This window comes from Microbacterium sp. che218, assembly GCF_040436305.1.
Lineage (GTDB): Bacteria > Actinomycetota > Actinomycetes > Actinomycetales > Microbacteriaceae > Microbacterium > Microbacterium algihabitans.
Genome location: NZ_AP031501.1, coordinates 1,536,357 through 1,562,353, shown reverse-complemented (window position 1 = coordinate 1,562,353; position 25,997 = coordinate 1,536,357). Strand labels below are relative to the sequence as shown.

Below are 25,997 nucleotides of genomic sequence, written 5' to 3'. Positions count from 1 at the left end.
TGTGCACGTGCCTCTCGTGATCGGTCATCGCGGTGCTCCCGGCTATCGGCCCGAGCATTCGCGCAGCTCCTATCTGCGTGCGATCGAGGCGGGGGTGGATGCCGTCGAGCCCGACGTCGTGCCGTCGAAGGACGGGGTGCTCGTCGTGCGCCACGAGAACGAGATCTCGGGCACGACCGACGTCTCGACGCGGGCGGAGTTCGCCGACCGCCGGACGAGCAAGACCGTCGACGGGGAGCTGTTGACCGGCTGGTTCGTCGAGGACTTCACGTGGGAGGAACTGCGCACGCTGCGCTGTCGCGAGCGCATCCCCGCCCTCCGGCCCGAGAGCGCCGCGCACGACGACGAGGAGGGAGTGCTCTGCCTGCGCGACCTCCTCGACCTCGCTCGCGCGGGCGGGGTGGGGGTCGTTCTCGAGATTAAACACGCTGCCACCTTCGCCCGGCTGGGATACGACATGGCGGCTCTGGTCGACGACGAGCTCCGTGCCGCCGGTTGGGTGGACGCCATCGACGAGCTGGTGATCGAGTCGTTCGAGCCGCTCGTTCTCGCGCGGCTGCGGGAACGCGGCATCCGGATCCCCCTCATGCAGCTCATCGAGGCCGACGGGGCGCCGTGGGACCTGCGTGAGCGAGACGGAGCGGATGCCGTGACCTACCGTTCGATGCTGACGACAGCCGGCCTCGACGCGCTCGCCGCCGAAGTGCAGGGGATCAGCCCCGACAAGAGGATCGTCCTGGCCCCCGACCGGCTGGGGCGAGCTCGCGGGCCAGCGCGCGTCGTCGGCGAGGCACAGGACCGAGGGCTGCGCGTCTTCACGTGGACATGCCGACCGGAGAATACGTTTCTTCTCCCGGCGTACCGTCGGCCCGGCGGAAAGGCCGCGTTCGGCGAATATCGGCGCGAATGGGCGGTTCTTCGAGACGCGGGTCTCGACGGCGTCTTCGTCGACCACGCCGATCTGGGCGTGGAGTTCTTCGGCTCGGCATCCGGAACCGTCTGACACCCGCGCGCAAGCCCGACCCGGCCCGACGGGTCTCCGGCAGGATGGCGGCATGACGGTGGACGTGACGGTGGTCGGCGGCGGGATCTCGGGACTCGCCTGCGCGCGGGCGGTGCAGGACGCAGGGGGCACGGCACGTGTGATCGACCGCGGACGCCGCGTCGGCGGACGCCTGTCGAGCCGCACGATCGACGGCCGCCCGGTGGACCTCGGCGCGTCGTACTTCGTGGTCGGCGAGGCGGAGGGCTTCTCGCACGTCGTCGCCGACTGGGAGGAGCGCGGGATCGCTCGGCCCTGGACGGATACCTTCCAGGTGATCGACCCCTCCGGTGAGCGCCGACGGAAGCCCGGACCCATGCGCTGGGCGGCGCCGTTGGGACTTCGGTCTCTCGCGCTCGACCTCGCCGACGGCGTGGACGTCCAATCGGGCCGGGTGGTCGAGCGGGTCGAGCCCTATCGCGTCGACGGTGTCGAAGCGGGCGAGGTGGTGCTCGCGATGCCCGCGCCCCAGGCGGCGCGCCTGACCGGCGAGGCGCCCGGGGGTCCGCAGGACTGGGAGCCCGTGATCGCGGTCGTGTTGCGCTGGGATGAACGGCAGTGGGACGCCGATCTGCACGGGGCGTTCGCCGAAGCGGATGCCGATGTGTCGTTCATCGCCGACGACGGCGACCGTCGCGGAGACGCGGCGCCCGTGCTCGTGGTGCACACGACGGCGGAACGCGCGCGCCGGCACCTCGACGACCCCGACGCGGCGATCGAGCCCGTGCTGGCGGCCACCCGGCGCCTGCTGCGGATCGACGTGGAGCCCGCCTCCACCCACGCGCATCGTTGGACCTTCGCCCGACCGGCCGAGACGACGGGGGAGCCGTTCTTCCGGTCGCCCGGGCTGTCCGCGTGCGGCGACGCCTGGGGGGAGGCGGCGGCCGTCCGCACGGCGTGGACGTCGGGCGATGCGTTGGGGCGGGCGCTCGTCTCCTGACCGAGGACACGCCGGGGCCGGAGCAGCGTCGATCACGCATTCCGGCCGGGCGGTCCGGGCGGGCACGGGCGCCGTCGTGGGCTGCCTGCGCGATTCGTCCGTCGCCGAGCGGAATTCGCCCGGGCGTCTCGAGAGGCCGCCCCTAGGGTGGGGGCCATGGATGTGGGGATCGACGTCGCGGGGATCAGACGGTCGTTCGGTGCGGTGCACGCGGTGCAAGAGGTCACCTTCCGCGCGGCGACAGGGCGGGTGACCGGTCTGGTCGGGCCGAACGGCTCGGGCAAGACGACGCTCATGCTCATGCTCGCGTCGTTGCTGCGACCCGACGCGGGGCGGATGAGCATCGGCGGTGTCGATCCGGTCGCCGACCCCGCCGGCGCGCGCCGTCTTCTCGGGTGGATGCCGGATTCCCTCGGCGCCTGGCCGAGCCTGACGGCCCGCGAGGTGCTCGTGGCCACCGGCCAGCTCTACGACCTCGCGCGTGACGACGCCCGTGCCCGTGCCGACCAGTTGCTCGGGCTCGTCGACCTCGCCGCTCTCGCGGGTGCTCCGGCGCGGGTGCTCTCTCGCGGGCAGAAGCAGCGCCTCGCGCTCGCCCGCGCGCTGGTGCACGACCCGCAGGTGCTGCTGCTCGACGAACCCGCGTCGGGTCTCGACCCGCAGTCGCGCATCGCGCTGCGCGAGTTGCTGCGGCGGTTGGCGGCCGAGGGGCGCACCGTGCTCATCTCGAGCCACGTGCTCTCGGAGCTCGAGGAGGTCGTCGACGACGCCGTCTTCCTCGTCGACGGTCGCACGGTGGCCGGCGACCGCATCGCGGCCGCCGCCACCCGGACTCGCGTGTGGCGCCTGCGGGCGGTGGCCGACGCCTCACGCTCGCTCGAGGCGGATCGTGCCCAGGTCGCCGCAGCCCTCGGCCGCGCGGTCGACGATGTCGCCGCCGACCGACGCGACCTCCTCGTTCCGTTCACCGACGAGGCCGCGGCCGTCGCGGGCCTTCGGGCGCTGATCGCGGCCGGGCTGCCGATCGCGGAGTTCGCTCCGGCCGTCGGCGACCTCGAGCACGCGTTCCTCGATCTTCGAGCGTCGGGGCACGCCGGCCCCACGGGCGCCCCGAGCGGGCCCGTCGACCCGCCACCGGCCGACCCGCACGCGGGGTGGGCTCCGCCGACCGCGCCCGATACCCGCCCCGACGACGGGAGCCCGGCATGAGCCTCCACCGCCTCGGAACCATCATCGGCATCGAGCTGCGTCAACGCGTGCGCTCGGTCGCCTGGTACGTCCTGCTGGGAGTGTTCGCGGTCATCCTGATCGGCATGCTCGCGCTGTCGTTCGCGGCGTTCTCGCTGTTGAGCGGCGGCAACGACTGGTTCTTCTCGCTCATCATCATGCTCGTGCTGCTGCTGACGCTGCTGGTGTCGCCCACGCTCAGCGGCAGTGCGGTCAACGGCGACCGCGACGCGGCGACCCTCGCCCCCGTGCAGGTGACACTGGCGACCACGAGCGAGATCGTGGTCGGCAAGTTCCTCGCGGCGTGGATCTCGGGTCTCGCGTTCCTCGTGGTCGCGCTGCCGTTCCTCGCCGTCGCCACGCTCGCGGGTCGCCTCAATCCGGCGGTCATCATCACCTCGCTCGGCATCCTGATCATCGAGGTCGGGATCGTCGCGGCGATCGGCGTGGGACTCAGTGCCATCGTCGCCCGGCCCCTCTTCTCGGTCGCGAGCACCTACCTGATCATTGCCGCGCTCACAATCGGCACGCTGCTCGCCTTCGGGCTCGGGGGGACCGCGCTGCGGACCACCCAGACGACGGTGACGCGCGATTTCGATTACAGCGCGCTCCCGCCGACCTGCGATCCGTGGGCAGACGTGCGCGCCGAGGGGTGCCCGTCGTTCGACGAACTCGAGTGCACCGAAACCACGACCAACTCGTTCGAGGTGGCGCGTTTCGACCGGGTCTGGTGGGTGCTCGCCGCGAATCCGTTCGTGATCCTCGCGGATGCCACGCCCCCGACATACGACAACGGGTACCCCAGCGACCTGTTCTCGCAGATCGCCTCGGGCGTGCGCCTCGCGCAGATCGCCCCGGAGCAGCAGACCTCCTACGACGGATGCGATGCCCGCGGGTGGAACGCGAGCGACCCCTACCCGACGACCGAAGAGCAGGTGCGGGGAACCGCGCCGAGCTGGTTCGTCGGTCTGCTCGTGCAGCTGCTCATCGCGGCCGGGCTCATGGCCTGGGGCGTCGCGCGCACGCGCACACCGGCAAAGCGCCTGCCGCCCGGCACGCGCATCGCGTAGCCGGTCGACAGGCACCGGAGGGCGCACACGCCCTCGCCGCGAGGGTTGCGCGCGCCGTGAGGGTCGCCGTCAGGCGTGGCCCTCAGCGGCGGGGAATCCGGGGTCGTCGGCCGGAGCCGCGTCGCCCTCGAGGGTCTCGCCGGTGTGGTCGTCGAGGTTCACGTTCTCTTCGGCCTGGGCGGCGTCTTCGCGTACCTCGTCGGTGACCGCGTCGGTGGGGGCGGCCGCGTCAGCACGGGCGTCGTCGGAGTGGCGGGTGGGGATGTCAGGAGTGCTCATCGCTCCACGGTGCTCCTGAAGAGTCGTCGGTCGGACCGGGTTGACAGCGCCGCGTCGACCGCCGGAGCCCGCTCCGATCCACGGATCGCCCCTGCGAATCACGATGCGGCATCGACGCGCGTCGGCCTGCGGTCGTCCCGCCTCGGGCGACCGGTGCGGTGGTCGTCGAGGGTGGGGCGCTGCGAAACGCGTCAACGAGTAACGTCCGGGCCGCGCGATTCGAGGAAGGTGGCCGGTCGGATGGACGGCCGCCCGTTCCAGGATGGACGACACCTGAACACGAGGAACGCCATGACCACCTTCACGCAGACACGCCGTCCGCAGACCGACCCGACCCGGGCGCGACGCCCTCGCTCGGTCGCGGGGTACCTCCTGCTGCTGCCCGCGACCATCGTGATCGTCTTGCTGGTGATCGTGCCGACCCTGGTCATCCTGCGCGACAGCTTCGCCATCAGTGACCCGCTCGGCGGCACGCTCGGCGGCTTCACGCTCGACAACTACGCGAAACTCCTCGACCCCGTGTACGCGAAGACGTTGGGGTACAGCCTCGGCATGGCCGCACTCAATGCGGTCGTGTGCGTGGTCGTGGGCTACGTCGTCGCCTACTTCATCGCCACCCGGTCGGCCCGCACGCAGCCCGTACTGCTCGTTCTCGTGATCATCCCGTTCCTCACCGACTTCCTCGTCCGCACCTTCGCGTGGATCACGTTGCTCGGATCGGGGGGCCCTCTCATCCCGCTGCTCCGCGCGGCGGGCATCGACGCGACCTCGCTCGTCCCTTCGCAGTTGGCCGTGACGCTGTCGTTGCTGTACGCGTTCCTCCCCGTGGCGGTCTTCCCGATCTACGCCTCGCTGCGGGCGGTCGATCCGGCCCTGCGTGAGGCGGCATCCGACCTCGGCGCCACGGCGGTCCAGACGCACCTGCGGGTGTTCATCCCGCTGGCCACACCGGGGATCGTCTCGGCAGTGGTGCTGACCTTCGTGCCCACCCTCGGGGTCTTCGTGATTCCCGTCCTCCTCGGCGGCGGTAAGGACCCGCTCGTGGGGAACCTGATCGTGACGCTGTTCACCGAGTTCCGGAACGAACCCCTCGGAGCGGCCCTGTCGATGGTGGTGCTCGCCCTCATGTTGCTGACGATCGTCGTCGCTGCTCTTCTCGCCCGCCTGCGCACCTCTCGGAAGGCCTCGTGATGGACCGCATCATCTCCTGGATCGCCGGCGCGGTCTTCGTCTTCCTCTACATCCCGATCGCCGCCGTCATCGTCTACTCGTTCAACGCCTCGGAGGTCGGGTACCGCTTCGACGGCCTCACTCTGCGGTGGTACGCCGAGCTCTTCAGCGATCGGATGCTGGGCGATGCCCTGCGTACGAGCCTCGTCGTCGGTCTCGCCGCCGCCGTGCTCTCGACCATCATCGGTCTGCTCTCCGCATACGGACTGGTGCGGTTCCGCGTCCGTGGTCGCGCCGTGTTCCTCGGCGCGATCCTCATCCCGCTGATCGTCCCCGAGATCGTGCTGGGCGTCTCGCTATTGACCATCTTCTCGAGCGCCGGAATTCCGACCGGCTACGCGACGCTCATCCTCGGCCACGTCGTGATCACGCTGCCGCTGTCGACCCTCGTCCTGGTCGGCGCCATGAGCACCCTCGATCCGAGCTTGGGCGAAGCGGCGGCCGACCTCGGCGCGAGCCCCTGGCAGACCTTCGCCCGCGTCATCCTGCCTCTGCTGCGTCCCTCGCTCATGGCGGCATTCCTGCTGAGCTTCGCGACGTCGTTCTCGAACATCGTCGTGTCGACCTTCACCTCGGGTGTCGGCACGACGACGCTCCCGCTGCGCATCTACAGCACGCTCCGCACGGGGCTCACCCCCGAGTTGAACGCGCTCGGGACGCTCCTCGTGCTCGCCACTCTCGGCCTCATCCTCGTGGTCGGCGTCTCGCAGATGCGCCGCATCCTCGCGGGCCCTCCCACTCCCGCCGCCTGAGCGGGCCGACGACGACGTCGGACTCAGGCATCACCCGAAACATGCGCTCCACCCACCACGAAAGCAGGCACCAATGAACACGCGTCACCGGGCCGTCGGTGCGGTCCTCGCCGTCGGCGTCCTCTCCGCACTCACCGCTTGCGCCTCCGGCGCTGGCACGGACTCCGCGGGCGGCGGTTCGTCGTCGCTCAGCATCTACGCCTGGGCGGGCGAGATCCCCGACTCCGTCATCTCGGGCTTCGAGAAGGAGACCGGCATCACGGTCACCGTCGACACCTTCGACAGCAACGAGACGATGATCTCCAAGCTCGCCGCGGGGAACTCGGGGTACGACATCGTCGAGCCCAGCCAGTACGCCGTCCAGCTGCTCGTCGACCGCAACCTCGTCGCGCAGATCGACAAGAGCAAGCTCGAGGGCTTCGACAATCTGGCCGAGAAGTTCGTCGACCCCTCGTTCGACCCCGACAACGCGCACGCCATTCCGTGGGCCTGGGGCACCACCGGCATCCTGTACAACCAGGCCTGCACGGGCAAGGAGATCACCGGCTGGGCCGACATGTGGGACCCCGCGTACAGCGGCAAGATCTACATGCTCGACAACATGCTCTCGGCCTACATCGCCGGACTCCAGGTCGAGGGACTCAGCGCCACCACCACGAGCCAGGACGACATCGAGAAGGCCACGCAGAAGCTCACCGAGCAGAAGCCGCTCCTCGCCGGGTACAACAGCCAGAACTACGCCGACCTCGTCGGTTCGGGCGATGCGTGCATCGCCGAGGCGTACAGCGGCACGACCGCGGCCAAGGCCGTCATGGCCAACCCCGATGTGCACTACATCATCCCCGAAGAGGGCGGCACGCTCTGGACCGACAGCTTCTCGGTCGTCGAGGGCACGAGCAACACGGATGCCGCGTACAAGTGGCTCAACTACACCCTCCGCCCCGAGGTGGCGGCCCTCCTCACCGACGACGCGTCGTTGGCCTCCACCAACGCCGGGGCGCTCGAGCTCGTCAAGGACCAGAGCCTCGTGAGCAACCCGGCGATCTACGCCCCCGCTGACTCCCTCACGAAGTCGGAATTCATCGTCGACCCGGGTGCGGCTCTGTCGTACTTCCAGGACGGCTGGACCCGCCTCCGCGCCTCGTGATCTGAGACCGAAATGAGCCCCATGACGATCGACAGCCCCGTGGCCGGCACTGCGCCGGCCACGGGCCCCGCCCCGGCCGTGCGCCTGCGGGGCCTCACCAAGTCGTTCGGCGCCAACCGCGTCGTCGACCCTCTCGACCTCGACATCGCACAGAACGAGTTCTTCAGCATCCTGGGCCCGTCTGGCTGCGGCAAGACGACGCTCATGCGCATGATCACGGGGTTCGAGACGCCGACCGCCGGCTCGATCGAGCTCGACGGCCGCAACGTCGACGGTGTCGCCACCCGTCAGCGCGACCTCAACATGCTGTTCCAGAGCTACGCGCTGTTCCCGCACCTCAGCGTCTACGAGAACGTCGCCTTCGAGTTGCGCGTGCGCCGCACTCCGAAGCGCGAGATCGACGATCGGGTCCGCGCGGCGCTCGAGCTCGTTCGGTTGAGCGCGTTCGCCGACCGCAAGCCCGCGGCGCTCAGCGGCGGTCAGCGTCAGCGCGTCGCCCTCGCCCGCGCCGTCGTGGGGCGCCCAGCCGTGGTGCTGCTCGACGAGCCGCTCGGAGCGCTCGATCAGAAGCTGCGCAAAGAGATGCAGTTCGAGCTCAAGCGCATGCAGCGTGAGGTCGGCATCACGTTCATCTACGTCACCCACGACCAGGAGGAGGCGCTGACGATGTCGGACCGTATCGCGGTCATGTCGGAGGGGCGCATCCAGCAGATCGGAACGCCGACCGAGATCTACGACACCCCGGCGTCGCGGTTCGTGGCGGGGTTCATCGGCAGCTGCAATCTCATCGACGGTGTCGCGGATGCCGCGACCGGCCGCTTCACGATCCCCGGCGTGGGCGAGGTGCCGGTGGACGAGATCCCGGACGCCGCGCCGGGGACGCCACTGACCCTCGCGGTGCGTCCCGAGCGGGTACGCGTGCTCCCCGACGGTGCTCGTACCGAGGGCGGCGTCCACCTGCCGGCGACCCTCACGCAACGCGTCTTCCTCGGCGACGAGTGGATCTCGCACCTCGCGCTCGATTCGGGCATCGTCCTGTCGGCCTCGGTGCCGAGCGGCGACGCCGCCCGGGCCCTCGCGGCAACGGCCGATGGTGCGCGCGTGACGGTGTCATGGCATCCGTCCGACAGTCGTGTCATCCCGACGGGAGAGCTCGCATGAACCCGGTCCTGCTGGCCGCGGTGGGGCAGCTGGCTCCCACCACCGACGCCGCTCACAACCGCGACGAGGTCACCGCGCTCGCCGCCGACGCGTCGGCCGAAGGGGTTCGCCTTCTCGTCCTGCCCGAAGAGGCGATGCTCGTCGCCGGCGAGATCGACGCGTCGGAGCGTGCAGACGTCGTCGCCCGGGAATGGCCCGCGTTCCTCGCGCACCTGTCGGAACTCGCCATGCGGCACGACCTGTGGATCATCGCCGGGGGCTACGAGCCCAGTGGCTCCGAGCGACCCTTCAACACCCTCGTCGTCGTCAACCCGCGCGGCGAGTTGGTCGACGTGTACCGCAAGCTGCACCTCTACGACGCCTTCACCTATCGCGAGTCCGACTACGTCACCGCGGGCCAGGAGCTGCCGCCGCTCGTGCTCATCGACGGCGTCGCCGTCGGACTGGTCAACTGCTACGACCTGCGTTTCCCCGAGCTGGCGCGCGACCTCGTCTCGCGCGGCGCCGACGTGCTCAGCGTGTCGGCGGCCTGGGTCGCCGGTCATCGAAAGGTCGAGCACTGGACCACCTTGCTCACCGCTCGCGCGATCGAGAACACGTGCTGGGTGCTGGCATCCGGATCGTCCTCGCCCGACTGCATCGGCACGAGCCTCGTCATCGATCCCCTCGGGGTCGAGCAGGCGCACCTGCCCGCCACCGGTCGCGCGATCGGCATCGTGCCCGTCTCGCTCGATCGCATCGCCGAAGTGCGCGACGCGCTGCCCGCGCTGTCGAATCGCCGCCTCTCCGCCCACCTCTCCCTCTTGGACTGATCCATGCCCTACACCTCCGGCCCGACGCCGCCCGCCCTCGATCCCGACCTCGTTGCAAAGCTCGAACGCGTGTCGTTCCCGACCCTCGGTCACTACCTCGAGGAAGGCTTCGTCGATCCTGCGATCCGTCGACAGACCGGCGATCGTCGGGTCGTCGGGCGTGCCGTCACGGTGCGCCTCACCGCGCAGGACTCCACGGCGCTCCATCACGCCGCGGGCTGGTGCGAGCCGGGTGACGTGTTCGTCATCGACACCGGGGGAGACGTGCGGCACGCGCCGGTGGGCGAGGTTCTCGCGGCGGCTCTCAGCATCCGCGGGGCGGCCGGCATCGTCGTCGACGGGGTCGTCACCGATCTCGACGAAGTGGAGGCGTTCGGCATCCCCGTCTACGCGCGGGGCACGAGCGTGCTGACCACGAAGTTGCTGGGGGTGGATGCCGGTGGCCACAACATCGCGGTCACGTGCGGCGGCGTGCCGGTGCAGCCCGGCGACGTCGTGCTGGCCGATCGCAACGGGGTGTTCATCGCTGCGGCGGCGACGGTCGTCGCGTTGATCGACACCGCGCTCGATGACGACGCCGAAGAGCCCGAGCTCGTCGCACAGCTGCGCGCGGGCGGTCGCCTGGGCGAGCTGACGGGTGCGACGGCCGTGCTCGACGCCCTCACCGGCCACTGACGACGACAGCGAAAGCGCAGGAGAACCATGCTCATCAAGGCCGCCATCAACGGAGGTCGCTCGCGCGACGAACACTCCGCCATTCCCCTCACCGTCGAGCAGATCGCGGATGCCGCGGTCGCGGCCGTGCGTGCCGGAGCCGATGTCGTGCACGCCCATGCGCGCACCGACGACGGCGCCCAGACGATCGCGCCCGACGAGATCGCCCGCATGGTGCGCGGCATCCGGGAACGTGATCCCGGCATCGTCGTCGGAACCACCACGGGGCTGTGGACGTGTTCGGGACACGAGGAGCGGATGCGCCTGGTTGCGGAGTGGCCCGAGGAGTGTCTCCCCGATTTCGCCTCCGTCGCATTCTCGGAAGAGGGGGCGGCCGAGGCGGCCGTGCTGGTGCGTGAGCGCGGGATGGTACTCGAGAGCGCCGTGTGGCACATCGACGAGGTGCCCGCGCTGCTGGCGTCGCCCACCCTGCAGGACAACGTGCGCATCCTCATCGAGCCCGAAGACGAGCAGATCCAGGATGCCGTGGACCACTCACGGCGCATCGCCGCTGCTCTGCGTGAGGCGGGGGTGACGGTACCGCTGCTCTACCACGGGTACGACCAAACGGCATGGCCCGTCGTGCGCGCGGCGATCGAGGACGGGTGCGAGGTGCGCGTCGGTTTCGAGGACATGCTGACCCTGCCCGACGGGTCGATCGCCCCCGACAACACCGAGATGGTGCGGACCGCGCGACGGTGGTCCGCCGGCGACTGAGCCGCGGGTGAGCGCCGACGCGCGAGAATGAGAGCATGAGCGCCGACGATCTGGACCGTCGCCTCGTCGAACTCCTCGTCGAGGACGGCCGCCGTGCCTACACGGAGATGGCGGCGATCGTCGGAGTGTCCGAGGCGACGGTGCGCACGCGCGTCAGCCGATTGACCTCATCCGGCATCCTGCGGATCGTCGCGCTGTGCAACCCGCTGACGCTCGGGCATCAGTCGGTGCGCCTCATGCTGTCGGTGCAGGGGCTGCGCCCCCGGCAGGTGGCCCGTTCGCTCGCGTCGAACCCGATGATCGGGCACGTCTCGCTCACCTCCGGCGCGCACGACATCTACCTCGAAGCGACGGCTCGCGACCTGACCCAGCTCGTCGAGCTGCTCGATGAGCTCCGGCGCACGCCGGGCGTGACGACCATCGACCAGTACGTGCTGACGCGGTTGTACAAGGACTATTCGTGGAACGGGCTGCGCGACCAGTCGGGTCAGCGCGCCGTCGGCGGATCCGCCGGCTCCGCGGGGGCCACCGGGGCGGTCACGACCCAGACGGGCGCGATCCGGCAGACGGATGCGGCCGGGTCAAACGGCCGACCGGGTCACGGAAGCCCGACCACAGATACTCGTCTTTGATCACCTCGAGGATGTTCGTCGTATCGACGACGGCGATGCCGGGGATCGTGTGGAGGGTATCGGTGAGGAACGCGGTGAGCTCGGTCTGCGTCTCGCAGCGCACGTCGACGATCAGGTCGTAGGCGCCGATGCACGCGCCGACGTACTTGACGGGCGCGAGGGCCGAGAGCGCGTGCGCCACGGCGTCGACCGTGGTTCCGCGCACGCGGATCGACAGGCGCACTTCGAGCAACCCGAGCTTGGGGCTGTTCGGCATGCCGATGACCTGCACCACACCCAGGTCGAGAAGCCGCTTGTACCGTTGGCGCACGCTCGCCTCGGACAATCCGACGTAGCGGGCGATCTGGCCGAACGAGCGACGGCCGTCGAGGCGCAGCTGATCGATGATCTTGCGATCGATCACGTCGATGGCCTCGAGCTGCACGCCTCGATCCAATCACACGAGCCGTGCGCGCGCCGCGTCAGTCATCGGCATCCGGAATCGAAGAACTCACCACGGGCCACGCGGGCAGAGGGTCGTCGTAGCGCACCCACGCGGAGGGGCCGGCGGCGAGCTCGTCGTCGGTGAGCGCGGCGGCATCGAGGAGGTGTCGGAGGCGCGGGGCCGACAGATCGAGCCCGGTGAAGACGATCTCCTGCCCGAGGCCCATGCGGCCGTCGTCGGCGCCCAGAGGTTCGAGCCACATCGCGGAGCCGACGTGCTCCCACCGCGCGAGGATGCCCGGCCGCGACGCCAGCCGGCAGAAGCCCGCGGAGCGCAGGAGGCGTCCGGCGGCGCCGTCGTCGAGGCGGTCGAGCGCGGTCGACAGGCGGCCGGGGTGGAACGGCCGCACCTGCTCGTAGCGCAGCGTGAAGACGCGGTTGTCGTGCATGTACGGGTCGTGCTCGTCGTTCAAGGCGCGCACCCACCCAGCTCGCTCGAGCATCTCGCCTTCGTGCGCGGCCTCGGACTGCAGGTCGCTCAGCGGGTCGCGCGAGAGGCGCACGATGGCGGCGGGGTTCAGATGCGAGGCGAGGGCCATCTGCACCGCGAGAGCGTGGGTGGGCACGCGCTCCCAGTTGATCCAGACGATGCGCGTCGCCAGCTCCAGCGCCAGCGCCGCCTGTCGAGCGCGCGCACCGACATCGCCGCGGGTGTCACCGGGCTTCGCGGATGCCGCGAGGGGAGCGTCGTCGAGAAGGTCGCCGATCATGTGGCGGGCGTCGACCACGCACACCGCCTCGACCTGCGCTGCTCCCCGCGCGGTGATCGCGTGCACGAGATCGACGTCGGTGCCCAGGTCGACGACCGCCGATGTGTCGTCGGCACGCGGGCGGGGGAGCGGGAGCACGTGCGAGACGCGCAGGTCGGCATAGCGCAGCAGGTGCAGGGGGCGCGCGAGCGCGACGGCGGTGCGCTCGGCGTAGGCGCGGCGCTCCGGGGCGCACACGCCCATGATGGCGATCGTGTGGGGCATGGCATCCGCCTCTCGTTCGTCGGTGGGGCTGCGATGACTCTATCGTGTAGATGAGAACGGTTATCAACAAGGAGGATGTCATGAAGGTTCGCGCATCGCTGGCGTCGCTGAAGAAACAGCCCGGAGCTCAAGTCGTCCGGCGTCGAGGGCGCGTGTTCGTCATCAATAAGGCGAACCCGCGGTTCAAGGGCCGGCAGGGATGACCGCGGTCTGCGCCGGGGTGAGTCCGCGGCGCAAGCTCTTGTCGTGAGGCGGAGGTGGTGGTGTCGTGGAGGGCGTGGAGGGCGTGGAGGGCGTGGAGGGCGTGGACGGCACGCGCCGCCGCTGTCCGGATTCCGAAAGACCACAGGAGTGAAGAATGAGCACGCCCGAGACCCACGCGGAGCACACGATCGACGAGCACCCACACGGCGACGACTGCGGCCACGAGAAGGTCGCGCACGACGACCACGCCGACTACGTGCACGACGGCCACCGTCACGCGCTGCACGCCGACCATTACGACGAGCACTGAGTCGTGCGGCATCCCGCGTCACGAGCGCGGGGTGCTTCGAGGCCCGCTTCCCCGTCGGGGTGGCGGGCCTTTCGCCTGCCCCGGATCAGGCCTGAACGCGGAAGGAGGGGGTCAACGCGTCGACATGACCCTGCAGAACGGATCCGTTCACGAATCGGATGGTGTCGACGCCACCCACCAGTCGGTGAAGAGCGCGGCACGGCCGTCTTCGGCGAGCCGGATGACCATCATGTTGTCGTAGTGTCTCGCCTTCGCGGTGGCGTTGGGGTAGTCCGTCCACCCGCGGATCACGGCGACGTCGCCGTCGACCGCGACGAGCTCGTGCGTGAACGACCACGTTCCCGGTTCGTCCTTCTGAGCGAGCCACGCGTCGACGATCGCGTCGCGACCCACCCACGGAGGGGTCGACGGCCCGTCGCGGTATTCGGCCTCCTCCGTGAAAAGGGAGCGGATGTCGTCCGGGTCGTTCGTCGACCACGCGCGGACGTAACGAGCGATCCACTTTCCAGCGGCGACGGCATTCTCGCGATTGTCCATGTGGTCACGCTTCCGGAGCGGATGACAGTGCGCAAGCGCCTTGCAGCGCAGCAGGGCGGGCCGCTTCACGTAAGGAGGGATGGCTCATCGCGCCAATGTCGGGCCGGATCAGGCCTGAACCCGGAAGGAGCGGCCCTCGAAGGTCACGACGTCGCCCACCTGCAGCTGGCGGCCCCGGCGGCGGTCGACCTCGCCGTTGACCTCGACATAGCCGTCGATGATGGCCTCTTTGACGTCTCCGCCGGAGTCGAGGATGCTGGCGAACTTCATGAACTGGCCGAGGCGGATGCCCTCGCTGCCGACGGGCACGTCTTCGGGGGCGGGGGAGGTCATGCTTTCAGTCTGGCAGCAGTCAGGAGGTTGTCGGGAGGGTCGGAACGCTGCTCCACTGCGTCGGCACGTCGTGCATGAGCAGAGCGTGGTCGAACTCCGCGGTGCCGCGAGGCAAGGCGTCGAAGAAGGTCGACGAGAGCGCGGTGACGTCGATCGGCTCGACGCTCCACGCGTCGGTCTCGAGCCGGAGCCCCTCGAGGGCACCCGAGCGGGTGGGTGACCAGCCCACGGCATCTTTTCGGAAGAAGGTCGACGACTCCTCGAGGGTCTCGAAGAGGCTGCTGCGGAACGAGGTGCCGGGACCCCGGTGTGCTGCGAGGTGGACGCGCAGATCGTCGGCCTCGACGCGGACCTCGAGGTCGTTGGCGGTGGTGCGGAAGTCGACACGCGCGGGGGCGTGGGTTCCGGGGAAGACGCGTCCGCCGGCCAGCCGTGCGAGACGCGATGAACTATGGCGGCGGGGGATGTACACACCGGTCTGCGGGCCGTTGGCGCCATCCCACTCGACCGCGATGCGGTGGGCGGCGTTTCGGCTGCGGTGACCGATCGCCGGAGTGAACCAGGCCGGCCGAAAGCCGGTGAGGTGGATCAGGCAAACGCCCGCCACGGAGCTGTCGTCGACGATCTGGGGGCGGATGCCGTCGGGGAGGAGTGACCGCGCGACGTCGGGGTCGACCCGGTAGTTCACGAGGACGCGCTGTGCGATCGTCGCGGCCATTCGGGGGATGGGGGTCACGGGGCGCCTGCTCGCTGTCCATCGCCCCAGGGTGTCGGTCGGCGTGTCCATTTGATGTCCTTCGCTAATTAGCGAAGAAGCTACACGCAATTTAGCTCCAGTGCTAGATTGGGTACCGTGACCGACGCGGCATCCGACATCTTCGCGGCTCTCGCGCATCCCACGCGCCGCCAGATCCTCCAAGACTTGAAGGACGGCGAGATGGCCGCGGGTGAGATTGCGGCACGGTTCGACGCGAGCGGACCCACCATCTCTCGGCACCTCGGCGTGCTGCGCCAAGCGGGTCTCGTCTCCGAGCGACGTGACGCGAACCGCATCCTGTACTCGCTGGTCGGTGAGCGAATCGCGTTGTCGGTGGGCGATTTCCTGTCGACGGTGTGCCCTGAGCAGATCGTGCTGCGTGAGGTGCGCAAGAGGCGTCCGGCTGCACGCGGGGGAGCGCTGCAGGCGGAAGCGTAGGGGTCAGTCGGACGCAGCCTTCACGCCCGCGCGTCGCCAGTCGGCGATGTGCGGGGGGAGCTCGGCCGTCAAGGTCACCCAGAAGAGGTCGTCGTTCATCGCGCGGGATCCCGTGCGCGATGCGATGTCGCGCATCGTCCGGAGGGCTGTGACGACCTCGATGGGGGTATCGCTCACGAATGGCGCGAACTCGTCGGTCTCGAAGAGCGCTGCGGCCCGGATGATCGCCATCGAGCCGGACGCGTACGACGCGGAGGTGCGTCGGAAGGCCTCTCGCCCGCCGCTCACCGCATGCCCGAGAAAGGCTTCGATCGCGTCGACGCTCTCGAGGAAGTTCGCCCGGGCGTTGGTCGTGGCGGAATGCTCCGCGCGCGGTGCGCGTGTGAAGCGAGCGGCCTCCGGCGGCTCGGAACCCGTCACAGTGCGGCCATCGCTGCGGAGTTCAGGAACGCAGGCCGGTGCTCGTCGTCAACGATCACGTCGACGGCGAAGCCCGTGAGCTCTTCGACGGTGTGCGCGAAGGCTGCGACGTCGAAGTACCCGCGTCCTCGATCGACGCGAGCGAGGAGGTCGATGTCCGACGTGAAGTGGTCTGCTCCGACGGCGATCGAACCGAAGACGCGGATGTCGTGCAGGCCGTGCCGGCGGCCCGCTTCGATGATCGCGTCAGCGTTCTCTTCGAGCGCGAGACTCGGGCGGTAGTCAGCCGCGCGCAGAAGGCGCTCGAAGGCGTCGTCACTGGGATTTCTCGTGCCGTTCTCGATGGCCGCCACGTTGGGCTGGCTCATCCCGGCCGCTCGCGCCAGATCGGCCTGAGACATCTTGCGGTCGAGGCGCGCGGATCGCACCAGGTGCGGGGCACGGCTGCGATCGAAGCTTCGGGTCACGGATATACCTCCGTGATATATCTTACGACTCGGTCGCTCGGACGACGGATGTAGACGCGACGGCGGGAGTCGAACCCGCCACGCCTTCGGTTATGAGCCGAGGCCCGGGACCGCCCGGATCGCCGCGATGTGACCCCACGCTAACGCGGGCTATGAACCGCGCGAATGGGCGTTGCGAAGCGTGACGCGATGTGTCGTCACATGCGGGGCGAACGCGCGCTGCGCCCGTCGATGATCGCCCGCGTCGAGTGATCGAGGTGCGCGCGCACCGCACGTTCGGGGTCGCGCAGGGCGTCGGCCACGTAGGTCCGGTGCTCGGTGGTCAGCGCGCCCGGGGAGTAGGCCGGCCGGACGTGGGTCAGCAGCAGGTGCATCTCGGAGTCGAGGCGGCGGTACTCCTCCGCGATGCGAGGACTGTTCGCGGCGTCGACCAGCGCGAGATGCACGCGCGCGTGCGCGGCGAGCGTGGCGGGCCAGTCGCCCGCGGCCTCCGCCGTCGCGAGCTCGGCGAGAGCCGCGTCGACGTCAGGTGGGCAGATGCCGCGGTCGCGGACGATCCGCAACGCCTCGGTCTCGAGCGCGCACCGCAGCTGCTGCAGAGCGATGAGGGCGTCGTCGTCCAGCAGCGAGACGCGCACGCCGCGGTAGGGCTCGGCCACCGCGAGGCGCTCGCTCGTGAGTGTCGCGAGGGCGGTGCGAGCGGTGTGGCGCGAGACGCCGTGCGTCGCGCTGAGCTCTTCTTCGCGCAGGGGAGTGCCGGGGGCGAGGTCACCCGCGAGGATCGCCGCACGGATGTTGTCGGCGAGCAGGTCCGCCGCGCGAGGGCCCGGGGTGCCCGTTCTCCTCGGGGGCCGTGTTCCCCGGTCGGTGGGGGAGTGATCGGCCGCGCTCGACCGTGCGGTCGCGGCGTCGTGGGCGTCAGGCTGGGGACGTGGCATCCGGAACCCCCTCACGCCGACGCGAGGGGGCCGACACCACGGCGAGCCCCACAGCGATGAGGGTCAGGCCGACCGCGCTCACGGGGGTCAGCTGCTCGTGCAGCACGAAGAGTCCGAGCAGCGTTGCGGCCAACGGCTCGGCCAGAGTGAGAGTCGACACCGTCACCGCGCTCAGGCGGGCGAGGCCCCATCCGAACAGCAGGTACGCAATCGTCGTCGTCACGACGCCCAGCCACAGTGTGAGCGCGAGGCCGTTCGGGGTCAGCAGCCACGCGCTTCCGGCAAGCAGCAGCACGGGAGCGCTCGCGATGGCCGCCACGCCGAAGACGGTGCCCATGACGCGCGTGGAATCCCAGCCCCTCTCGATCAGCGCCTTGCCGCACACCGTATAGAGGGCGTATGACATTCCCGCGCCGGCCGACGCGAGCAGGCCGCCCGGTGTCAGTGCGACCGCTCCGCCGGTGACGCCCGACACGAGGATGACCCCGGCCAGGGCGATGGCGGTGGCGAGCATCCAGCGGCTCGAGGGAACGCGCCGGAGGCGCACGGCATCCGCGATGCCCGTCGCGATGGGCGCCGAACCGAGCGCGACGACCGTGCCGATGGCTACGCCGTTGTCACGCGTGCCGAGGAAGAAGAGCGGTTGGTAGGCGAGCACCCCGACCGCGCCGAGCGCGATGAGGCCTGCGAGCGAACCGCGGGAAGGCACGATGCCAGGCGACGCCGTGCGCGCAGGTGTCGGCCGCCGGCGGAGCAGGGCGAGCAGTCCCAGGATGCCGCCGCCCACGACGATGCGCGCGGCTCCGACCGCCAGGGGAGAGGCGTCGACCCCCGCGAGAGCCTGGGCGGTGCCGGTGGTGGAGAAGCACAGCGCCGCGGCGAGGATCGCGAGAGCGGGAAGCATGGATGGATTGTTACACAATCTGAACGGGCGCAGTCGCGGCTGTGCGCAACGGCGGCCCCTTTCGCGCGACGCGCAGGGCGCGAGAGCGGAACGCGGGCGTCGGCGGCGGGCGTGCCGGCGAAGCTCCCTCGCGGCGACGGATTCAGCCGCGCAGCGACGTCACCATCGAGCGCAGGGCCACCAGGGCCGCCTTCTGCTCGGCATCCGTCATGCCGCTCAGCATCCGCTTCTCCACGCCGCGGACGGCGGCGCTCGCCTCCTCGAGGGCGGCGCGACCCTTCGCCGTGAGGCGCGTGGGCAGTGCCTTGCCGACCGGCGCGGCATCCGCACGCTCGACGATGCCCTCGCGCTCCAGGGTCTGCAGCAGCACGTTCATCGACTGGCGGGTGACGAAGGCGCCACGGGCGAGGTCGGAGTTCGACAGGCCAGGTCGCTGCTTGAGCAATTCGAGACAGGAGTAATGCGTGACCGTCATTCCGAGGGGGCGCAGCACGTCTTCCATTGCCGCGCGCAGTGCGCTCGCCGCCTCTTTGAGGAGGTAGCCCAGGGAGGTGTTCAGGTTGATCGCCTCTTGCGTCATGTCAGAATTCTGACATACAGTGGATGTCAGATAACTGACACGCAAGGAGAATCTCATGCCCGTGACCGGACCCGACTTCATTTCCCTCCAGGTGCGCGACCTCGCCGCCTCGCACGCCTTCTACGAGAAGTACCTCGGCCTGCGGCGCTCGCCCGCCGGCCCGCCCCACGCCGTCGTCTTCGACACGGCTCCGATCGCCTTCGCCCTGCGCGACCTCGCCCCCGGCACCGATCTGACCGGCGTCGCCCAGCCGGGAATCGGCGTCGCCGTGTGGCTCCACGCCACCGGCGTGCAGGAGATCCACGACGAGCTCGCCGCCGACGGCCACCGCATCGTGATGGACCCGATCGACGGCCCCTTCGGCCGTACGTTCACCTTCGCCGACCCCGACGGCTACCACGTCACCCTTCACGACCGCGGCTGAGGTTTCGATCGGGTCGGGCGGGCGTTGGCATCCGGAGTCTTTCGTCTCTGATCCGCCGCGGGTCGCCGGGCCGCGACCGTCGTGCGGATCAGGGGGTCGACACGCCGTTTCCGGATGCCGCGGAATCGGCGTGTCGGCGATGGCGCCCGCACGATGGGAGGGGTGGGGCCTCCCGCGGCCCGCGTCCGGGAGCGGTGCCACCGGCGGGTAACGTAGGTGCATGGCGACGACGGCGGGGCGAGGCATGATGGCCCTGACCTACGCCGGAGTCCTGCTGGTGCTCGGTGTGATCCTCGCCGCGATCGTCGATCCGTTCGCCCGGCAGCCCGCCGAAGTCGACGCCACGACCGAGTGGCTCGCTCGCTTCCTCTTCGCACTCGGTGCGGCGTGGTTGGTGATCGGCATGGTCGCGGCCCGCACGAGTCTGGTGCGCCGCCCCGGCGCCGCCGCGGCCCGCGCATCGTGGATCGCCTCGACCCGCCCCTGGCGGGCGCGCGAATCGAGCCTCGGCGTGCTGCCGCTCGATCGCTGGCTCATGATCATCGTGCCCGGCGGTCTGCTCGTGGCCACCCGCGTCGTGCAGGCGCCGCGCGACGGCCTGTGGAGCGTGCTCGTCGCGATCGGCGGCTGGCTGCTCTTCGCCGCCGTGGTGCGACTGCTGCTCGGCCGCCGCTCTCCGTGGCCCATCATCGCGGCCGTCGGTGGCGCCCTCGTGCTGCGCTGCGTCTTCGCCTTGATCGCGATCGCCCTGTCGGGGCCCGAGGGGATCTGGCCGGCGCTGTGGTCGTCCCCGATCGTGCGCATCGCATATCTCGCGATCGCGTTCGCCCTGGTCGCCTGGGTGTTCGTCGCCGCGGGCTGGTCGCTGTCGGCACAGCTCGGCCGTCGCCGCGCCGCGGGCGTCGCGCTCGCCAGCGTGGGCGTGGGCTACGCGCTGCCCGCGACCACCATCGCTCTGCTGGGTGTCGGCGACGCGCTGCGTTCCTGGAACGAGCAGATCGGCGTGCTGCCCTGGGACCTGGCGCGCATGACGGCCGTACGAGAGGGCGCTCTGCCGGTCGAGGTCGTCACGGTCGCCGCCGTCATCGGCGCCGTCATCACCGTGGTGGGCGTCGTGCTCGCCCTGCCGCAGCGCGTCTACGACCGCAGCCGTCGAGGCTGAGGGTCAGCGGCGACCGAGGGTCGCATCGAACGGTCCGCCGCGACGGATCTCGCGCACCTCTTTGCCCAGGGGCATGAGCGAGACGGGCACGAGCTTGAAGTTCGCGATGCCGAGCGGGATGCCGATGATCGTCACGCACAGCAGCAGGCCGGTGAAGATGTGGCCGAGGGCGAGCCACCAGCCGGCCAGGATCACCCACACGACGTTGCCGAGGAACGACGCGACGCCCGCGCGGGGCTTGGCGACGATCTCGCGACCGAAAGGCCAGAGCGAGTACAGGCCGATGCGGAACGACGCGATGCCCCACGGGATCGTGACGATCAGCACGCACAGCACGATCCCCGCAGCGAGGTAGCCGAGGAAGAGCCAGAAGCCCGAGAGCACGAGCCAGAGGACGTTGAGGATCAAGCGCATGCCTCCATTGTCGCGGGCGCAGCAGCGCGGCATCCGGGGTTTGACTCTCGGCGACTAATCGCTGCTCGCGCGCCGCGCAAGCGCCCCATCGTGCTCGGTCGGCGGGGTTAGCGTGAGGCCACCGAGGGAAGGAACCGTCATGTCCGATATCACCCGCGCCACCCCCGAGCGCCGCGTCCTGTCGAGCTTCAGCGACTACACCGGCGCGCAGGCCGCCGTGGACCGGCTGTCGGATGCCGGATTCCCGGTCGAGCACACCGCGATCGTCGGTCACGACGTGCGCATCGTCGAGCAGATCACCGGCCGCCTCACCCGCGGGCGCGCGGCGTTGCTGGGCGCGGCGTCGGGCGCGTGGTTCGGCCTCATGATCGGCGTGCTCGTGGGACTGCTGACCCCGACCGGATTCCTCGGGCTGCTGCTGTTGGGCCTCGTGCTCGGAGCGGTGTGGGGCGCGGTCTTCGGCTTCGTCGGCCACGCGATGACCGGCGGTCGCCGCGACTTCTCGTCGGTGCAGGGCTTCGAGGCCGAGCGATGGGACGTGACGGTGGATGCCGAGCACCTGGCCCGCGCGCAGTCGCTGCTGTCGGCCGGCGCGGCGGGCGAAGAGCGGGTCTGAACGAAGGGCCGTTGACGCGGCGGTGGGTGCCGCGCGGCTGTGCGGCGCTGGGCGTGGGCGCGGGGCGTTGCGGGTGATCGTTTGCGCGGCCTTGGGGCGTCGGGCGTGGCCCCGGGGCGTTGCGCGTGGCCTGCCGCGCGGGTGTGGGGCGTCGGGCGTGGTCCCGGGGCGTTGAACGTGGCCCCGGGGCCGCCCCGCGCGCACCGAACCGCGAGAGGGAGGTCCCCCGGGGGCCGATGTCGGAGGCCCCGCCTAGACTTGATCCGCCATGACCGATGCCTCCACGCCACTCATCTTCGACGGCCCCGCGCCGTCGTCGGCCCGTCCCGACGCCGACCTGCTCGAGGGACTGAACGGCCCGCAGCGCGAGGCCGTCACCTATCGCGGGCAGGCGCTGCTGATCGTCGCGGGCGCGGGTTCGGGCAAGACGAGTGTGCTCACGCGTCGCATCGCGTCGCTGCTGCGCACGCGTGAGGCGTATCCGAGTCAGATCCTCGCGATCACCTTCACCAACAAGGCCGCCGGCGAGATGCGCGAGCGCGTGCACCAGCTCATCGGGCAGAAGGCCGACGGCATGTGGATCTCGACGTTCCACTCGGCGTGCGTGCGCATTCTGCGGCGCGAGGCCGAGCAGTTCGGCTTCACCAAGTCGTTCACGATCTACGACTCCGGCGACTCTCGTGCGCTCATCAAGCGACTCGTCAAAGAGCACGAGGGCGACTCGTTCGGCCTCACCCCGGCCGGCACGCAGAGCCGCATCTCGAAGCTCAAGAACGAGCTGGCGGATGCCGAGTCGTACGCCCGATCCGCGAACATGAGCGACCCCGCCGAGCGCGTGTTCGTCGAGATCTTCGGCTCGTACCAGCGTGAGCTGCAGCGGGCCAACGCGTTCGACTTCGACGACCTCATCGCGCAGACGGTCTACCTCTTCCGCGCGTTTCCGCAGGTCGCCGACCGCTATCGGAAGCGGTTCCGGCACATCCTGGTCGACGAGTACCAGGACACAAACCACGCGCAGTACGCGCTCATCCATGAGCTCACCCGGGCACCGGGGGCGGATGCCGAGCCGTTCTCGTCGGGCGGCATGATGATCTTCGACGCGGAGCCCGCGGGTGAAGACGCCGCTTCGCTGACCGTCGTCGGTGACTCCGACCAGTCGATCTACGCGTTCCGCGGTGCCGACATCCGCAACATCAGCGAGTTCGAGCGCGATTACCCGGGCGCCAAGGTCGTGCTGCTCGAGCAGAACTACCGGTCGACGCAGAACATCCTCTCGGCTGCGAACGCGGTCATCTCGAACAACTTCGACCGCAAAGACAAGAAGCTGTGGACCGACGTCGGCGCGGGCGACCCCATCATTGGCTTCACCGGTTACTCGCAGCACGACGAGGCGCAGTTCGTCGCCGACGAGATCGAGGCGCTGCACAAGAAGGGGCTGCCGTACTCCGGGGTCGCGGTGTTCTACCGCACCAACTCGCAGTCCCGTGCGCTGGAAGAGATTTTCATCCGCTCCGCGGTGCCCTACAAGATCATGGGCGGCACCAAGTTCTACGAGCGCGCCGAGATCAAAGACGCGCTCGCGTACCTCATCGCCGTCGCGAACCCCGCCGACTCGATGGCGCTGCGCCGCATCCTCAACCGTCCGCGCCGTGGCATCGGCGACGTCACCGAGACGGCGATCGCCCGCTACGCCGCCGAGCACGGCATCACCTTCCGCGACGCCCTCGCCAACTCGGCCCAGATCGGCGTCGGGCCGAAGCTGCAGAAGGCCATCGACCAACTCGACGCGGTGCTGAGCGAGGCTACGGCGGTCATGCTCCCGGCATCCGGAGAGCTCGCCCCCTCCACCTCGGTCACCGAGGGCCTCACGCTGCTGCTGAACAAGAGCGGCTACTTCGATGCCCTCCGCGCCAGCAAAGACCCGCAAGACGAGGCGCGCCTCGAGAACCTCGACGAACTCGTCGCCGTGACCCGCGAGTTCGCGCGCAACAACCCCGAGGGCACGATCATCGACTTCTTGACCGAGGTCACCCTCGTGGCAGACGCCGACGACCTCGACGACGCGTCGGGATCCGTGTCGCTCATGACGCTGCACACCGCGAAGGGCCTCGAATACGACGCGGTCTTCCTCACCGGTGTCGAAGAAGACCTGTTGCCGCACCGCATCTCGGCCAACGAGCCCGGCGGTCCGCAGGAGGAGCGACGGTTGTTCTACGTCGGCATCACCCGTGCTCGCAAGCGCCTGCACGTCTCGCTCGCGATGACCCGCGCGCAGTTCGGCGAGGTGACGGTCGCGATGCCCAGCCGGTTCCTGCAGGAGATCCCGGCCGACCTCATCGACTGGAGGCAGTCTCCCGGCGACGTGAACGGTCGCGGAGGCTCGCAGTCACGCGCGCTCAACGCCCGCGGTCGGCGTCCCGGCCAGCCCGGGGCCGGGGGCAACCGTTACGGGGACGACCTGGTGCCGCTGCCCAAGCGCGCGCCGGCGGATCCGAGCAAGTTCCCCAACCGCATCCCGGCGAAGGTGCGCGACAACGGCGACATGGAGCTCGCGTCCGGCGACCGCATCCGCCACGACGACTTCGGCGAGGGCCGCGTCGATGCCGTGACCGGCGAAGGCGCGAAGCGCGTCGCGCACGTGCGGTTCGACTCGGTCGGGCCGAAGAAGCTGCTCATCAAGATCGCGCCGATCACCAAGCTCTGACGGCCCGGGCCTCCCCGTTTGGGGCGCATTCTTGCGTTCGGGGCGTGAAGTATCCGCCCCGGGTCGCGGAATCCGCCCGGAACATGCGCTTGCGCGCGCCGCCGGGGCATCGCGGTGGCGGTCGGACCGCGCCGGGCCTGGGGCCTCCGGGTTTGGGGCGCGTTCTTGCGTTCGGGGCGGAGAATTCTCGCCCCGAGCTGCGGATCCCGCCCCAAACCCACACCCCAACCCCGCCGACTCCGCCCCACACTCACACCCGAACCCCGCCGACCCCGCGCCACGCCCGCCGCGCCGACCACACGGCGCGCGCCCCGCGGACCGCCCGAGGGAACGCCCCGGCTAGGCTGAAACAATGGCTCTCTTCTCGCGCCGCAAGAAGTCCGACTCCGACGACGCATCGGCCGCCCGTCCCGACTCCGCGATCGAGCCGGGCGAACAGCCCGTCGATCCTGCCGGTCCGAGCGACGCCGCTCCCGCAACGGATTCCGCGGACGCGGCCCCTGCTCAGGCGACTCCGACCGTCGGCATCTCGATGTCGTCGTTCCGCGGCGTCGGCGCCGCCCCGGAGGCAGCACCCCAGCTGACCAACGCCCCGCCGGTGGCCGACCGCCCTTCGGCGCGCCAGCCCGGAGCGATGGAGGCGCCGGAGGCTCCCGAAACGGTTCCGGGTCTGCGCGACAACGTGCTGCTGGGCAACGCCCTCGCCGAGGTCAACGGTCAGCCGGAGCCCAACCAGCTGCTCAACGTCGCTCGTCAGCTGCTGCAGGGGCACGTGTTCCTGCGGGTGAAGGGCGACGCGCGCGCCCTCGTGGCTGAGGGCAAAGACCTGCCGCTAGCCGTCGCGAACCGCGGTGACGAGCAGCTCGTGCTCGCGTACACGGGCGGACTCGCGCTGCGTGCGAGTGTCGAGGCCGACGGCGATCGCGACACCTCGGCGATGGGCCAGCCGATCATGGCGCTCCTGCGGCACGTGCTCGCCGGACCCTACGCGGGCATCATCCTCGACCCCGCGTCGGAGGAGCACCGCGCCGTGCTCCCCTCGGCCCTGCTCGAGCGCATGGTCGCCGAGGCCGACCCCGAACTGCGCATCAAGACCCTGCTGTGCGAGACCCGCGGCGACGAGACGCCCGGCGCCATCGTCGACGCGATCATCGCCGACGCGCCCCTGTGGATCGCCGTCAACCGCGCGGGCGAAGACGGCCCCATCGGCGTCGCCGAGTCGCGGTCGGCTGCGGGCGAGCGCTTCCTCGAGGTCTTCACGCACCCGCTCGAGCTGCTGGCCCTCGGTCGCGGCGACCAGCCGCTGCCCATCAAGCGTGCCCAGCTGTCGAAGGCACTGGCCACCGACGGCGGGCTCACCGGCATCCTGATCGACGCCGCCGGCCCGTGGATCCGCATGACCCGCGACGAGCTCGCGCCGCTCATCGCCCTTGCCGAGGTCGACGAGACGCCCGCTTCGTAGGTTCCGGATGCCGTGGGGCCGGCGCAGCCGTCGGCCTCGCGGCCTCTCCACGCCGGAGCCGTCGGTCCGCGAGCGTGCGGGCGCTACGCTTGCGGTCCGTGGGCGCGCCCGTGCGCAACTCCGGAGATCCGCCGAGCGGTGCCGCCG

Annotated in this window: 32 protein-coding genes and 1 tRNA gene; 20 read left to right on the top strand and 13 right to left on the bottom strand. The window is 70.2% G+C overall.

The features are described 5' to 3' along the window. Window positions 1-7: 7 nt before the first annotated feature. The 4 genes from ABXS86_RS07310 (at window position 8) to ABXS86_RS07295 (ending at window position 4,279) form a co-directional block, all read left to right on the top strand. Complete coding sequence (locus ABXS86_RS07310; RefSeq protein ID WP_353666099.1) at window positions 8-1,003, top strand: glycerophosphodiester phosphodiesterase family protein; 996 nt, start codon at window positions 8-10, stop codon at window positions 1,001-1,003. A 52-nt stretch (window positions 1,004-1,055) separates the two neighbouring features. Further along, a complete protein-coding gene (locus ABXS86_RS07305) occupies window positions 1,056-1,982 on the top strand; it encodes an NAD(P)/FAD-dependent oxidoreductase (protein ID WP_353666098.1) in 927 nt (308 codons plus the stop codon). A 156-nt stretch (window positions 1,983-2,138) separates the two neighbouring features. Then, window positions 2,139-3,191, top strand: a complete 1,053-nt coding sequence (locus ABXS86_RS07300) for an ABC transporter ATP-binding protein (RefSeq protein ID WP_353666097.1) — start codon at window positions 2,139-2,141, stop codon at window positions 3,189-3,191. Beyond that, complete coding sequence (locus ABXS86_RS07295; protein WP_307209328.1) at window positions 3,188-4,279, top strand: ABC transporter permease; 1,092 nt, start codon at window positions 3,188-3,190, stop codon at window positions 4,277-4,279. Before ABXS86_RS07300 ends, ABXS86_RS07295 begins: the two co-directional genes overlap by 4 nt. A 69-nt stretch (window positions 4,280-4,348) precedes the next feature. Here ABXS86_RS07295 and ABXS86_RS07290 read toward each other — a convergent pair whose 3' ends face one another. Further along, window positions 4,349-4,558, bottom strand: a complete 210-nt coding sequence (locus ABXS86_RS07290) for a hypothetical protein (protein WP_251504960.1) — start codon at window positions 4,556-4,558, stop codon at window positions 4,349-4,351. 291 nt (window positions 4,559-4,849) lie between these two features. Here ABXS86_RS07290 and ABXS86_RS07285 point away from each other — a divergent pair, with 291 nt between their 5' ends. The 8 genes from ABXS86_RS07285 (at window position 4,850) to ABXS86_RS07250 (ending at window position 11,723) form a co-directional block, all read left to right on the top strand. After that, window positions 4,850-5,749, top strand: coding sequence for an ABC transporter permease (locus ABXS86_RS07285; RefSeq protein WP_353666096.1), 900 nt, complete (start codon window positions 4,850-4,852; stop codon window positions 5,747-5,749). Then, entirely contained in the window at window positions 5,749-6,540 is a 792-nt protein-coding gene (locus ABXS86_RS07280) for an ABC transporter permease (protein WP_307209333.1), read from the top strand. The genes ABXS86_RS07285 and ABXS86_RS07280 overlap by 1 nt, the downstream gene beginning before the upstream one ends. A 73-nt stretch (window positions 6,541-6,613) precedes the next feature. Further along, window positions 6,614-7,687 (top strand): PotD/PotF family extracellular solute-binding protein, encoded by a 1,074-nt coding sequence (locus ABXS86_RS07275; RefSeq protein ID WP_307209334.1) that lies wholly within the window; start codon window positions 6,614-6,616, stop codon window positions 7,685-7,687. Window positions 7,688-7,708: 21 nt separating this feature from the next. Beyond that, window positions 7,709-8,848 (top strand): ABC transporter ATP-binding protein, encoded by a 1,140-nt coding sequence (locus ABXS86_RS07270; protein WP_230704206.1) that lies wholly within the window; start codon window positions 7,709-7,711, stop codon window positions 8,846-8,848. Continuing rightward, window positions 8,845-9,660: a carbon-nitrogen hydrolase family protein gene (locus ABXS86_RS07265; RefSeq protein ID WP_353666095.1), complete on the top strand. Its 816-nt coding sequence runs from the start codon at window positions 8,845-8,847 to the stop codon at window positions 9,658-9,660. Before ABXS86_RS07270 ends, ABXS86_RS07265 begins: the two co-directional genes overlap by 4 nt. A 3-nt stretch (window positions 9,661-9,663) precedes the next feature. Next, the gene (locus ABXS86_RS07260; protein ID WP_353666094.1) at window positions 9,664-10,335 is read left to right on the top strand and encodes an RraA family protein; all 672 of its coding nucleotides are present in this window, start codon (window positions 9,664-9,666) and stop codon (window positions 10,333-10,335) included. Window positions 10,336-10,362: 27 nt separating this feature from the next. Beyond that, window positions 10,363-11,091 (top strand): 3-keto-5-aminohexanoate cleavage protein, encoded by a 729-nt coding sequence (locus ABXS86_RS07255; protein ID WP_353666093.1) that lies wholly within the window; start codon window positions 10,363-10,365, stop codon window positions 11,089-11,091. 35 nt (window positions 11,092-11,126) lie between these two features. Next, entirely contained in the window at window positions 11,127-11,723 is a 597-nt protein-coding gene (locus ABXS86_RS07250) for an Lrp/AsnC family transcriptional regulator (RefSeq protein WP_353666092.1), read from the top strand. Here the strand turns inward: ABXS86_RS07250 and ABXS86_RS07245 are convergent. Further along, a complete protein-coding gene (locus tag ABXS86_RS07245; protein WP_230704209.1) occupies window positions 11,629-12,147 on the bottom strand; it encodes an Lrp/AsnC family transcriptional regulator in 519 nt (172 codons plus the stop codon). The two genes, ABXS86_RS07250 and ABXS86_RS07245, sit on opposite strands and share 95 nt — an antisense overlap. Window positions 12,148-12,184: 37 nt before the next feature. Further along, complete coding sequence (locus ABXS86_RS07240) at window positions 12,185-13,180, bottom strand: GTP-binding protein (protein WP_353666091.1); 996 nt, start codon at window positions 13,178-13,180, stop codon at window positions 12,185-12,187. An 80-nt stretch (window positions 13,181-13,260) separates the two neighbouring features. On the opposite strand from ABXS86_RS07240, the gene ykgO reads away from it, so the two are divergent. Both ykgO and ABXS86_RS07230 read left to right on the top strand, forming a co-directional pair. Further along, window positions 13,261-13,383 (top strand): type B 50S ribosomal protein L36, encoded by a 123-nt coding sequence (gene ykgO / locus ABXS86_RS07235; RefSeq protein ID WP_144829392.1) that lies wholly within the window; start codon window positions 13,261-13,263, stop codon window positions 13,381-13,383. A 155-nt stretch (window positions 13,384-13,538) separates the two neighbouring features. After that, window positions 13,539-13,694, top strand: coding sequence for a zinc transporter permease (locus ABXS86_RS07230; RefSeq protein ID WP_353666090.1), 156 nt, complete (start codon window positions 13,539-13,541; stop codon window positions 13,692-13,694). A gap of 147 nt (window positions 13,695-13,841) precedes the next feature. Here ABXS86_RS07230 and ABXS86_RS07225 read toward each other — a convergent pair whose 3' ends face one another. From ABXS86_RS07225 to ABXS86_RS07215, 3 genes are all read right to left on the bottom strand, one after another. Next, window positions 13,842-14,231: a nuclear transport factor 2 family protein gene (locus ABXS86_RS07225; protein ID WP_307209353.1), complete on the bottom strand. Its 390-nt coding sequence runs from the start codon at window positions 14,229-14,231 to the stop codon at window positions 13,842-13,844. Window positions 14,232-14,339: 108 nt separating this feature from the next. Next, window positions 14,340-14,564 (bottom strand): RNA-binding S4 domain-containing protein, encoded by a 225-nt coding sequence (locus tag ABXS86_RS07220; protein ID WP_144829382.1) that lies wholly within the window; start codon window positions 14,562-14,564, stop codon window positions 14,340-14,342. A gap of 19 nt (window positions 14,565-14,583) precedes the next feature. Beyond that, the gene (locus ABXS86_RS07215) at window positions 14,584-15,300 is read right to left on the bottom strand and encodes a DUF2071 domain-containing protein (protein ID WP_353666089.1); all 717 of its coding nucleotides are present in this window, start codon (window positions 15,298-15,300) and stop codon (window positions 14,584-14,586) included. 117 nt (window positions 15,301-15,417) lie between these two features. Here ABXS86_RS07215 and ABXS86_RS07210 point away from each other — a divergent pair, with 117 nt between their 5' ends. Further along, window positions 15,418-15,759: a metalloregulator ArsR/SmtB family transcription factor gene (locus ABXS86_RS07210; RefSeq protein WP_353666088.1), complete on the top strand. Its 342-nt coding sequence runs from the start codon at window positions 15,418-15,420 to the stop codon at window positions 15,757-15,759. 3 nt (window positions 15,760-15,762) lie between these two features. Here ABXS86_RS07210 and ABXS86_RS07205 read toward each other — a convergent pair whose 3' ends face one another. From ABXS86_RS07205 to ABXS86_RS07180, 6 genes are all read right to left on the bottom strand, one after another. Further along, window positions 15,763-16,179 carry an antitoxin gene (locus ABXS86_RS07205; protein ID WP_353666087.1) on the bottom strand — a complete coding sequence of 139 codons (417 nt, stop codon included), beginning with the start codon at window positions 16,177-16,179 and terminating at the stop codon, window positions 15,763-15,765. Next, window positions 16,176-16,646 (bottom strand): helix-turn-helix domain-containing protein, encoded by a 471-nt coding sequence (locus ABXS86_RS07200; protein ID WP_307209361.1) that lies wholly within the window; start codon window positions 16,644-16,646, stop codon window positions 16,176-16,178. Before ABXS86_RS07200 ends, ABXS86_RS07205 begins: the two co-directional genes overlap by 4 nt. A 54-nt stretch (window positions 16,647-16,700) precedes the next feature. Then, window positions 16,701-16,773 (bottom strand) — tRNA-Met (locus ABXS86_RS07195). 70 nt (window positions 16,774-16,843) lie between these two features. Beyond that, window positions 16,844-17,584: a GntR family transcriptional regulator gene (locus ABXS86_RS07190; RefSeq protein WP_353666086.1), complete on the bottom strand. Its 741-nt coding sequence runs from the start codon at window positions 17,582-17,584 to the stop codon at window positions 16,844-16,846. Further along, complete coding sequence (locus ABXS86_RS07185; RefSeq protein ID WP_353666085.1) at window positions 17,565-18,488, bottom strand: DMT family transporter; 924 nt, start codon at window positions 18,486-18,488, stop codon at window positions 17,565-17,567. Before ABXS86_RS07185 ends, ABXS86_RS07190 begins: the two co-directional genes overlap by 20 nt. Window positions 18,489-18,630: 142 nt before the next feature. Then, window positions 18,631-19,068, bottom strand: a complete 438-nt coding sequence (locus ABXS86_RS07180) for a MarR family winged helix-turn-helix transcriptional regulator (RefSeq protein ID WP_307209367.1) — start codon at window positions 19,066-19,068, stop codon at window positions 18,631-18,633. Window positions 19,069-19,123: 55 nt separating this feature from the next. Between ABXS86_RS07180 and ABXS86_RS07175 the strand changes: the two genes are divergently transcribed. Together ABXS86_RS07175 and ABXS86_RS07170 are read left to right on the top strand one after the other, a co-directional pair. Next, the gene (locus ABXS86_RS07175; protein WP_353666084.1) at window positions 19,124-19,492 is read left to right on the top strand and encodes a VOC family protein; all 369 of its coding nucleotides are present in this window, start codon (window positions 19,124-19,126) and stop codon (window positions 19,490-19,492) included. Between the two features lie 220 nt (window positions 19,493-19,712). Beyond that, entirely contained in the window at window positions 19,713-20,654 is a 942-nt protein-coding gene (locus ABXS86_RS07170; RefSeq protein ID WP_353666083.1) for a hypothetical protein, read from the top strand. A gap of 3 nt (window positions 20,655-20,657) precedes the next feature. Here ABXS86_RS07170 and ABXS86_RS07165 read toward each other — a convergent pair whose 3' ends face one another. Then, window positions 20,658-21,068, bottom strand: a complete 411-nt coding sequence (locus ABXS86_RS07165; protein ID WP_144829362.1) for a YccF domain-containing protein — start codon at window positions 21,066-21,068, stop codon at window positions 20,658-20,660. Between the two features lie 139 nt (window positions 21,069-21,207). On the opposite strand from ABXS86_RS07165, the gene ABXS86_RS07160 reads away from it, so the two are divergent. The 3 genes from ABXS86_RS07160 (at window position 21,208) to ABXS86_RS07150 (ending at window position 25,850) form a co-directional block, all read left to right on the top strand. Next, the gene (locus ABXS86_RS07160) at window positions 21,208-21,684 is read left to right on the top strand and encodes a general stress protein (RefSeq protein WP_144829359.1); all 477 of its coding nucleotides are present in this window, start codon (window positions 21,208-21,210) and stop codon (window positions 21,682-21,684) included. A gap of 268 nt (window positions 21,685-21,952) precedes the next feature. Further along, the gene (locus ABXS86_RS07155) at window positions 21,953-24,388 is read left to right on the top strand and encodes an ATP-dependent helicase (RefSeq protein ID WP_353666082.1); all 2,436 of its coding nucleotides are present in this window, start codon (window positions 21,953-21,955) and stop codon (window positions 24,386-24,388) included. Between the two features lie 352 nt (window positions 24,389-24,740). Further along, a complete protein-coding gene (locus ABXS86_RS07150) occupies window positions 24,741-25,850 on the top strand; it encodes an SseB family protein (RefSeq protein ID WP_353666081.1) in 1,110 nt (369 codons plus the stop codon). The last annotated feature ends 147 nt before the right edge of the window (window positions 25,851-25,997 follow it).

Excerpts from the sequence above, each read along its gene's own strand:
- ABXS86_RS07305 (WP_353666098.1), top strand. The coding sequence starts at position 1,056 with ATGACGGTGGACGTGACGGTGGTCGGCGGCGGGATCTCGGGACTCGCC.
- ABXS86_RS07300 (WP_353666097.1), top strand. The coding sequence starts at position 2,139 with ATGGATGTGGGGATCGACGTCGCGGGGATCAGACGGTCGTTCGGTGCG.
- ABXS86_RS07295 (WP_307209328.1), top strand. The coding sequence starts at position 3,188 with ATGAGCCTCCACCGCCTCGGAACCATCATCGGCATCGAGCTGCGTCAA.
- ABXS86_RS07290 (WP_251504960.1), bottom strand. The coding sequence starts at position 4,558 with ATGAGCACTCCTGACATCCCCACCCGCCACTCCGACGACGCCCGTGCT.
- ABXS86_RS07285 (WP_353666096.1), top strand. The coding sequence starts at position 4,850 with ATGACCACCTTCACGCAGACACGCCGTCCGCAGACCGACCCGACCCGG.
- ABXS86_RS07280 (WP_307209333.1), top strand. The coding sequence starts at position 5,749 with ATGGACCGCATCATCTCCTGGATCGCCGGCGCGGTCTTCGTCTTCCTC.
- ABXS86_RS07275 (WP_307209334.1), top strand. The coding sequence starts at position 6,614 with ATGAACACGCGTCACCGGGCCGTCGGTGCGGTCCTCGCCGTCGGCGTC.
- ABXS86_RS07270 (WP_230704206.1), top strand. The coding sequence starts at position 7,709 with ATGACGATCGACAGCCCCGTGGCCGGCACTGCGCCGGCCACGGGCCCC.
- ABXS86_RS07265 (WP_353666095.1), top strand. The coding sequence starts at position 8,845 with ATGAACCCGGTCCTGCTGGCCGCGGTGGGGCAGCTGGCTCCCACCACC.
- ABXS86_RS07260 (WP_353666094.1), top strand. The coding sequence starts at position 9,664 with ATGCCCTACACCTCCGGCCCGACGCCGCCCGCCCTCGATCCCGACCTC.
- ABXS86_RS07255 (WP_353666093.1), top strand. The coding sequence starts at position 10,363 with ATGCTCATCAAGGCCGCCATCAACGGAGGTCGCTCGCGCGACGAACAC.
- ABXS86_RS07250 (WP_353666092.1), top strand. The coding sequence starts at position 11,127 with ATGAGCGCCGACGATCTGGACCGTCGCCTCGTCGAACTCCTCGTCGAG.
- ABXS86_RS07240 (WP_353666091.1), bottom strand. The coding sequence starts at position 13,180 with ATGCCCCACACGATCGCCATCATGGGCGTGTGCGCCCCGGAGCGCCGC.
- ykgO (WP_144829392.1), top strand. The coding sequence starts at position 13,261 with ATGAAGGTTCGCGCATCGCTGGCGTCGCTGAAGAAACAGCCCGGAGCT.
- ABXS86_RS07230 (WP_353666090.1), top strand. The coding sequence starts at position 13,539 with ATGAGCACGCCCGAGACCCACGCGGAGCACACGATCGACGAGCACCCA.
- ABXS86_RS07225 (WP_307209353.1), bottom strand. The coding sequence starts at position 14,231 with ATGGACAATCGCGAGAATGCCGTCGCCGCTGGAAAGTGGATCGCTCGT.
- ABXS86_RS07220 (WP_144829382.1), bottom strand. The coding sequence starts at position 14,564 with ATGACCTCCCCCGCCCCCGAAGACGTGCCCGTCGGCAGCGAGGGCATC.
- ABXS86_RS07190 (WP_353666086.1), bottom strand. The coding sequence starts at position 17,584 with ATGCCACGTCCCCAGCCTGACGCCCACGACGCCGCGACCGCACGGTCG.
- ABXS86_RS07185 (WP_353666085.1), bottom strand. The coding sequence starts at position 18,488 with ATGCTTCCCGCTCTCGCGATCCTCGCCGCGGCGCTGTGCTTCTCCACC.
- ABXS86_RS07180 (WP_307209367.1), bottom strand. The coding sequence starts at position 19,068 with ATGACGCAAGAGGCGATCAACCTGAACACCTCCCTGGGCTACCTCCTC.
- ABXS86_RS07175 (WP_353666084.1), top strand. The coding sequence starts at position 19,124 with ATGCCCGTGACCGGACCCGACTTCATTTCCCTCCAGGTGCGCGACCTC.
- ABXS86_RS07170 (WP_353666083.1), top strand. The coding sequence starts at position 19,713 with ATGGCGACGACGGCGGGGCGAGGCATGATGGCCCTGACCTACGCCGGA.
- ABXS86_RS07165 (WP_144829362.1), bottom strand. The coding sequence starts at position 21,068 with ATGCGCTTGATCCTCAACGTCCTCTGGCTCGTGCTCTCGGGCTTCTGG.
- ABXS86_RS07160 (WP_144829359.1), top strand. The coding sequence starts at position 21,208 with ATGTCCGATATCACCCGCGCCACCCCCGAGCGCCGCGTCCTGTCGAGC.
- ABXS86_RS07155 (WP_353666082.1), top strand. The coding sequence starts at position 21,953 with ATGACCGATGCCTCCACGCCACTCATCTTCGACGGCCCCGCGCCGTCG.
- ABXS86_RS07150 (WP_353666081.1), top strand. The coding sequence starts at position 24,741 with ATGGCTCTCTTCTCGCGCCGCAAGAAGTCCGACTCCGACGACGCATCG.